Genomic DNA, 7,255 nt, shown 5'->3' on the forward strand with positions numbered 1-7,255 from the left:
CCCCTGATCTGCCGGAGGCACCGCCGCCGTCCGCGTCGTCCCGACGACCGCCCCGCCCCTGTGCCTGTGCGCGGCGAGCGGTGCGGGTCCGGGTGGGCTCAGTCATCCTCGTGGACCCTTTCGAAGCGCAGGACCACGACGTCGTCTGCATCCTCCCGGTCCGTCAGGCGGTATCCGTACATCTCTGCGATGCGCAGCACCTCCGCCAGGGTGGGCTTCCGGCGGCTGCGCGGCCACTCGAGGGTGGCCCGTTCGGCGCCGGTGAAGGTGCCCTCGCGCAGCTCGGCCTCGCCGACGCGCTCCTTCGTCCGGCGGGTCCCGGAGGAGCGCACTCCGATCACGAAGGCGGCGATCAGCACGAGGAAGGCCGCAGGGGCGAGAACACCGAACACGTCCATGGCGTCGATGGCCAGCACGCTGAGTCCCTGCATGTCCGTCTCCTCTTCCGCTGCACGGTCGCCGGTGCGATGGCCCCGGACCCGGTTCCGGGCCGTCTCCACCGTAGCCGCCCTCCTGCCTGGATAGGGTGGACGACGTGCTGATCCTCCTGCCGCCCTCCGAGGGCAAGACCGCGCCCGCCTCCGGCCGACCGCTGGACCTGTCCGGCCTGGTCCTGGCCGACGACCCCGAGGTGACCGCCGCCCGGACCGAGCTGCTCGACCGGCTCGCCCGCGTCTCCGGACGCGAGGACGCGCTCGAGGTGCTCGGCGTCGGCGCGAGCCTCGCCGCCGAGGTCGAGGCGAACCGGACGATCACGCAGAACCCCGCCGCAGCCGCCCACCGGGTGTACACCGGCGTCCTCTTCGACGCCCTCGACTACGCCTCGCTCCCGACGGCGGCCCGTACCCGGGCCCGCCGCCGCGCCCTGGTGTTCTCCGCCCTGCTCGGCGTCACCGCGCTCGGCGACGCGATCCCGGCCTACCGGCTGTCGGTCGGTGCGAGGCTGCCGGACATGCCGGGACTCGGCACCTGGTGGAAGAAGCGCCTCACACCCGCGCTCGACGCCTTCGCTGAGGAGGACGCAGGCCCTGTCGTGGACTGCCGCTCCGGCGGCTACGCGTCCCAGTGGAAGGCCCCGTCCGGGCGCACCGTGACCGTGGACGTGTTCCAGATGAAGGCCGGGAGGCGGACCGTCGTGTCCCACTTCGCCAAGCACACCCGCGGGCTCGTGGCCCGCGAACTGCTGGCGGCCCCGGCCTCCCAGGTGCGAACCCTGGAGGAGGCGGCGGCCGTCGTCGAGAGGGCCGGGTCCCCCGAGGGCCCCCACGACTGGAGCGTGGAGCTCGTGGAGCCGACCGTGACCAAGGCCGGCTCGCTGCAGGTGGTCCTGCCCGAGCGCTGAGGCTCAGGCGGTGGCCACCAGCTCCACCTCGAAGCCGTCGTCGGTCTCGAGATAGGCCGCGTAGTGTCCGCGCCCGCCGGCGAACGGGTGGGTGTCCTCGAACATCAGGGAGAAGCCGTGCTCCTGGGCGAGCTCGGTCAGCGCATCCACCTGGGCACGGGTGCCCGCCATGAACGCCAGGTGGTTCAGACCCGGCCGACGGCGCTCATGGGCGCCGTCGGCGACGTCGGCACCGGACTCGAGCACGATGTACTCCCCCGCCCCCTGGTAGGAGCGGCCCTGCTTCCAGCGCCCGTTGCACTCGTAGCCCAGCTGCTCGAGCATCCAGCCGAGGCTGCGCTCGGCCGCCTCGAGGTCCGCGACCCAGACCTCGACGTGGTGCAGCCGACCGGGCAGTCCCTGGAGCGCGGTCTCCGCGGCGCCCGACGCGGCCGGGGCCGCAGGCTCTTCGTCGTCGGCAGCAACGGCCCGGGCGTCGGTCGGCTCCGGTTCCGCGGCGTCCGGGGCCGCGACCGTGACCTCCGACGCGCCGGCATCCCAGTCCACGCCCTTCGCCCCGGCGTCCATGGCCTCATTGGACAGCCGGTCGGCATCCTTGTTCTCGGCACGCGGGATCCACTCGTAGTCCACGCGTCCGGCCGGGTAGAGACTCCGGGCCTCGGCGGCGAGACGGCGCATGTCCTCGTGCTTGATCCTCCAGCGGCCGGACATCTGCTCGACCACGAGCTTCGAGTCCATCAGCACGTGCACCCGCGCCGAGGGGTCCACCAGACGCGCCATCTTCAGTCCGGCGATCAGGCCGCAGTACTCGGCCACGTTGTTGGACGCCCGGCCCAGCGGCCCGGCCTCGGTCATCAGGACATCGCCCGTGACGGGGTCCCTGACCAGGGCTCCGTAGCCGGCGATGCCGGGGTTGCCGCGGGAGCCGCCGTCGGCTTCGACCTGCAGGACGCGTTCGGACACGGGGTGGTTCCTCCTCGAGGATCGGCGGGGCCGGCGGTGAGGCCGCCGGCTCAGCGGGGACGCTGTGTCAGGGGGTGCTCACACGGTAACGGGCGCAGGGCTCTGGCCGGACGCCAGGCGCGGATGCTCAGACGCGGACCAGCAGGGCGCCGGTCTCGGGGCACTCGGCGAGCGCGTCCTCCGGCAGGGCCCGGAGGCGTTCGATCTCGGCGGGGCTGAGCGGGGTGCCGGAGGCGCTGGAGCGGTTGCCCTCGAGGCGCCCGGCACCGATCCCGCCGTTCCGGGACCGCACCTTCTCATAGCGTGCCACGATCTCGGCCGGCAGCCCGGCGGCGGCCTCGGCACGCCGCGCGGCGAGGGAGCGACCGTGCTCGGTGATGCGCTGGCCCTCCTGCTTGAGGTGGGCCGCACGCGCGCGGCCAGAGGCCTCGACGGCGGCCTTCCGCTCCTGGACGGCGGTGACCTTCCCGGCCGCGGCGTCGGCGGCCTGCATGGCCTCGAGGGCGGCCTGGTCGTGCTCGGCGAGCAGACCCTCGAGGGTCTGTGCCTCGTGCATCATCGCCTCGAGCTCCTTGTGGGATCCGCCACCGGCGTGGAGCCGGTTGCGGGTGCGGTCGCGGTGGGCGCGGGTGGCCGCGGCCTTCTCGGAGGCCTCGGCGGCATCCCGGTCCGCCTCGCGGCGGGCCCCCTCGGCCGCCGCGAGCTGCTCGGCGAGGTCGGCGGCGTCCTTCTTGGCCTGCGCGAACTCCTCGTCCGTGCGGAGCCGGTTGAGGGCGGCCTTGGCGCGGTCGATCTCCGTGTCCAGATCCTGCAGGTCCAGCAGCGCCTGGCGCTGGGCGGCGGTGGCGGTCAGCGTGCTCATGAGGGGTTCCTTCCGACGAGGATGAAGTCCCAGGGGTCCGTGACGATCGAGGAGACGGCCATCTCCACCTCGTGGCCGTCCTCGGCGAGACGGCGTTCCAGGGCCTGGGCGCCGGCTGGCAGCCACAGCCACTCGCTGGCGAAGTGGGACACGTCCACCAGGTAGGGGCGGCCGTCGTCGAGGAGCGCGGCTTCACGGACCTCCGAGGCAGGGTGGTGCCGCAGGTCTGCGGTGACGTACACGTCCGCGTCAGAGGCGCGGACAGCGTCGAAGAGGCTGTCGCCCGCTCCTCCGCAGACGGCCACGGTGCGGACGATCGCCTGCCGGTCGCCAGCCACGCGGACGCCGGAGGCCACGGACGGCAGGTTCAGGTGCACACGCTCGGCGAAGGCCTGCAGGGTCATGGGCGTCTCGAGCTCGCCGACACGGCCGATGCCCTCCTCCTCGGTGCCGCCGTCCGACGGCGCGAGCGGGCGGAGGCGGGTCAGGCCCAGGACCTCGGCGATGACGTCGGAGACACCGCCCACGGCCGAGTCGGCGTTCGTGTGGGCGGCGACCAGCGCACAGCCGTTCTCGATCAGGGTGTGGACCACATCGCCCTTGAAGCCGGTGCCTGCCACGGAGGTGACGCCGCGGAGCAGGAGCGGGTGGTGGGTGACCAGCATGTCCGCCTCGTGTTCCACGGCCTCGGCCACCACTGCCGAGACGGGGTCCACGGCCCAGTGGATGCGGGAGACGGTCGCATCCGGCCGGCCGACGACCAGTCCGCACGCGTCCCAGGACTCGGCGAGCGCGCTCGGCCAGAGCTCCTCCATGAGACGGAGGACGTCGGCGACGGTGGGGCGGCTGGTCTCGCTCATGGAGGCCATTGTGCCGAAGAGCACGTCCGGAATGAATCCGTGCCGCGCGGTGCTGTGCCGGATGTGACTGTGAATCAGACCCCGCAGAGCCCCTGCCGTGAGCGCCAGGAGCCGGACGTGCGCGAGCTGACGCTCGCAGGCGGCTGCTTCTGGTGTCTGGACGCCGTCTACCGCCGCGTACGCGGTGTGCTGGACGTGGTCTCCGGCTACACCGGCGGGGCGCACCCGGACCCGGACTACGAGGCCGTCTGCTCCGGCGCCACCGGCCATGCCGAGGCGGTGCGTGTGCGCTACGACGCCTCCGTGGTGCCCACGGACGTGATCCTGCAGATGTTCTTCACCTCCCACGACCCGACCTCGCTGAACCGCCAGGGACACGACGTCGGCACGCAGTACCGCTCTGCGATGTTCTACCGGGACGAGGCCGAGAGGCAGCTGTTCGCCTCCGCGATCGCGGACGCGCAGCGTCTCTACCGCCGGCCCATCGTCACCACCCTCGAGCCGGCCGCCGCGTGGTTCGACGCCGAGGACGTCCACCAGGGCTTCTACGACGCGCGGCCGTTCAACGGCTACTGCCGAGTGGTGATCGACCCGAAGATCGCGAAGGCCCGCGAACACTACGCCGTGTGGCTCGAGCGCTGACGTGTCACGACTGCGCTGACTAGCCTTGCCCACAGACATCCCCCGACCCCCACTTCCACGGAGGAGCACACCGTGACCATCCTGAACAACATCACCGAGGCCGTCGGCGGCACCCCGCTGGTCCGCCTGAACCGCCTGACCGAGGGCCTGCCCGGCACCGTGGCCGTCAAGCTCGAGTTCTACAACCCGGCCAACTCGGTGAAGGACCGCATCGGCCGCGCCATCGTGGACGCCGCCGAGGCCTCCGGCGAGCTGAAGCCCGGCGGCACCATCGTCGAGGGCACCTCCGGCAACACCGGCATAGCCCTGGCCATGGTCGGCGCGGCCCGCGGCTACCGCGTCATCCTGACCATGCCGGAGACCATGTCCACCGAGCGTCGCGTCATGCTGCGCGCCTACGGCGCCGAGATCGTGCTGACCCCGGGCTCCGAGGGCATGCGCGGCGCCGTCGAGCGCGCCCAGCAGATCGTGGCGGAGACGGAGAACTCCATCTGGGCCCGCCAGTTCGCCAACCCGGCCAATGTCCAGGCGCACTACACCACCACCGGCCCGGAGGTCTGGGAGGCCACCGAGGGAGAGGTCGACGTGTTCGTGGCCGGCGTGGGCACCGGCGGCACCATCACCGGCGCCGGCCGGTACCTGCGCGAGCAGAAGAAGAGTGTTCGCCTGGTGGCCGTGGAGCCGTCCGACTCCCCGATCCTCTCCGGCGGCCAGCCCGGACCGCACAAGATCCAGGGCCTCGGCGCGAACTTCGTGCCGGACGTGCTGGACCAGGACCTCTACGACGAGGTCTACGCCGCCACCCTCGAGGAGTCCGTGGCCACCGCCCGAGACCTGGGCACCAAGGAGGGCATCCTCGGCGGCATCTCCTCCGGCGCAATCGTCTCGGCCGCCCTGAAGGAGGCCTCGAAGCCGGAGAACGAGGGCAAGCTGATCGTGGCCGTGGTGGCCGACTTCGGTGAGCGCTACATCTCCACCGTCCTGTTCGAGGACATCCGCGGCTGACCCACAGCCGCTCCTTCCAGAGGACGACGTCGGCACCCGCCGCGGGTGCCGACGTCGCCTCCCTTGACTCCGGCCGTGCCCCGTACCGGGCCGGCCGCACGACGCGAAAGGCGAGCACCGTGGGACTTCTCTCCCGTCTCAAGGAGGACATCGCGGCCGTCCGCAGCCATGACCCGGCCGCGCGCGGGGACCTGGAGATCGCCGTGGTGTACTCGGGCCTGCACGCGGTGTGGGCACACCGGGTCGCCCACCGGATGTGGCAGCACGAGCGGCTCAAGACGCCTGCCCGCGTGCTCTCCCAGGTGGCGCGTTCCCTCACAGGTGTCGAGATCCATCCGGGCGCGACGATCGGCCGTCGCCTCGTCATCGACCACGGCATGGGCGTGGTGATCGGCGAGACCGCGGAGATCGGCGATGACGTGATGATCTACCACGGTGTCACCCTCGGCGGCCGCTCCCTGGAGAAGGTCAAGCGCCACCCGACCCTCGGCGACGGCGTCGTCGTGGGCGCCGGCGCGAAGATCCTCGGGCCGGTGGAGATCGGCGCCGGCAGTGCGGTGGGCGCCAACGCCGTGGTGGTCAAGGACACCCCGGCCGACTCCATCGCCACCGGCATCCCGGCCCGGGTCCGCCATCGCGACGAGAAGACCGAGAAGGCCCCGGCCGTGGACCCCGCGGAGTACGTGGACCCGGCCATGTGGATCTGATCCGGAGCCGACGACGGCGGCCGACCCGCAGAGTGAGGGCCCAACACGGTGATGAGATCGCGTCCCGACACCGTGTTGGGCCCTCACTCTCCCAGGACCTGGCTGTCCTCGCGGGGCCGGGGTGTCCGGCTCAGGACTGCACGCCGGGGCGTCCGGCTCAGGACTGCACCTCGGTGCGGTCGCCGGACCACTGGGTGTGGAAGGAGCCGTCCCTGTCCGTGCGGCGGTAGGTGTGGGCGCCGAAGAAGTCGCGCTGGCCCTGGATGAGGGCGGCGGGCAGGCGCTCGGCGCGCAGGCCGTCGTAGTAGGCCAGGGCCGAGGAGAACACCGGCACCGGGACGCCGGCCGCGACGGCGGTGGCCACCACGCGGCGCCAGGACGGCAGGGCCTCGGCGATCGCCTGGGTGAACTCCGGGGCGAACAGCAGGTTCGCCGGCTGGCCCTCGGCGCGGGTGCCCGGCTCAGGGTGGCGGTCGGTGTCCCGGCCGCCGAAGGCCCGCATGATCACGTCGAGCAGGTCGGCGCGGATGATGCAGCCGTCGCGCCACAGGGAGGCGATGGTGCCCAGGTCCAGGGACCAGCCGTACTCCGCGGCGGCGGCCGAGAGCATGTCCAGACCCTGCGCGTAGGCGACGAGCTTGGAGGCGAACAGCGCCTGACGCACGTCCTCCACGAAGGCCTCCCGGTCGGACGGGGCCGGGGTGCCGGACCCTTCGGTGCCGGCGGCGAGTAGCTCGCGGGCCCGGGCGCGCACCTGGGGCTGGGAGGACAGGGAGCGGGCGAACACGGACTCGGCGATGGCGGCCACCGGGGAGCCCACGTCCAGGCCGGAGATCGCGGTCCAGCGGCCGGTGCCCTTCTGGCCCGCCTCGTC

Annotated in this window: 9 protein-coding genes; 4 read left to right on the forward strand and 5 right to left on the reverse strand. The window is 72.6% G+C overall.

Annotated elements, in window-relative coordinates; genetic code table 11:
* Window positions 1–98 precede the first annotated feature (98 nt).
* A complete protein-coding gene (locus MLY01S_RS11425; RefSeq protein ID WP_245232038.1) occupies window positions 99–431 on the reverse strand; it encodes a hypothetical protein in 333 nt (110 codons plus the stop codon).
* Between the two features lie 104 nt (window positions 432–535).
* On the opposite strand from MLY01S_RS11425, the gene MLY01S_RS11430 reads away from it, so the two are divergent.
* On the forward strand, window positions 536–1,342 hold the full coding sequence (locus MLY01S_RS11430) for a YaaA family protein (RefSeq protein ID WP_067192271.1): 807 nt from the start codon (window positions 536–538) through the stop codon (window positions 1,340–1,342).
* 3 nt (window positions 1,343–1,345) lie between these two features.
* Here MLY01S_RS11430 and MLY01S_RS11435 read toward each other — a convergent pair whose 3' ends face one another.
* From MLY01S_RS11435 to MLY01S_RS11445, 3 genes are all read right to left on the reverse strand, one after another.
* A complete protein-coding gene (locus tag MLY01S_RS11435; protein WP_067192248.1) occupies window positions 1,346–2,305 on the reverse strand; it encodes a reverse transcriptase-like protein in 960 nt (319 codons plus the stop codon).
* Window positions 2,306–2,432: 127 nt separating this feature from the next.
* On the reverse strand, window positions 2,433–3,167 hold the full coding sequence (locus tag MLY01S_RS11440; RefSeq protein ID WP_067192252.1) for a zinc ribbon domain-containing protein: 735 nt from the start codon (window positions 3,165–3,167) through the stop codon (window positions 2,433–2,435).
* Window positions 3,164–4,027: a Nif3-like dinuclear metal center hexameric protein gene (locus tag MLY01S_RS11445; RefSeq protein ID WP_306301696.1), complete on the reverse strand. Its 864-nt coding sequence runs from the start codon at window positions 4,025–4,027 to the stop codon at window positions 3,164–3,166. The genes MLY01S_RS11440 and MLY01S_RS11445 overlap by 4 nt, the downstream gene beginning before the upstream one ends.
* Window positions 4,028–4,090: 63 nt before the next feature.
* Between MLY01S_RS11445 and msrA the strand changes: the two genes are divergently transcribed.
* The 3 genes from msrA (at window position 4,091) to epsC (ending at window position 6,381) form a co-directional block, all read left to right on the forward strand.
* Complete coding sequence (gene msrA / locus MLY01S_RS11450) at window positions 4,091–4,669, forward strand: peptide-methionine (S)-S-oxide reductase MsrA (protein WP_371327630.1); 579 nt, start codon at window positions 4,091–4,093, stop codon at window positions 4,667–4,669.
* Between the two features lie 72 nt (window positions 4,670–4,741).
* Window positions 4,742–5,674, forward strand: coding sequence for a cysteine synthase A (gene cysK, locus MLY01S_RS11455; RefSeq protein ID WP_067192262.1), 933 nt, complete (start codon window positions 4,742–4,744; stop codon window positions 5,672–5,674).
* A gap of 119 nt (window positions 5,675–5,793) precedes the next feature.
* A complete protein-coding gene (gene epsC, locus MLY01S_RS11460) occupies window positions 5,794–6,381 on the forward strand; it encodes a serine O-acetyltransferase EpsC (RefSeq protein ID WP_067192265.1) in 588 nt (195 codons plus the stop codon).
* Between the two features lie 157 nt (window positions 6,382–6,538).
* Here epsC and MLY01S_RS11465 read toward each other — a convergent pair.
* Window positions 6,539–7,255: NADP(+)-dependent, decarboxylating phosphogluconate dehydrogenase (locus MLY01S_RS11465; protein ID WP_506256458.1), on the reverse strand; the 717-nt coding region annotated here is incomplete at its 5' end.

The sequence above is a fragment of the Micrococcus lylae NBRC 15355 genome, from assembly GCF_001570885.1.
GTDB lineage: Bacteria > Actinomycetota > Actinomycetes > Actinomycetales > Micrococcaceae > Micrococcus > Micrococcus lylae.

Excerpts from the sequence above, each read along its gene's own strand:
- MLY01S_RS11425 (WP_245232038.1), bottom strand. The coding sequence starts at position 431 with ATGCAGGGACTCAGCGTGCTGGCCATCGACGCCATGGACGTGTTCGGT.
- MLY01S_RS11440 (WP_067192252.1), bottom strand. The coding sequence starts at position 3,167 with ATGAGCACGCTGACCGCCACCGCCGCCCAGCGCCAGGCGCTGCTGGAC.
- MLY01S_RS11445 (WP_306301696.1), bottom strand. The coding sequence starts at position 4,027 with ATGAGCGAGACCAGCCGCCCCACCGTCGCCGACGTCCTCCGTCTCATG.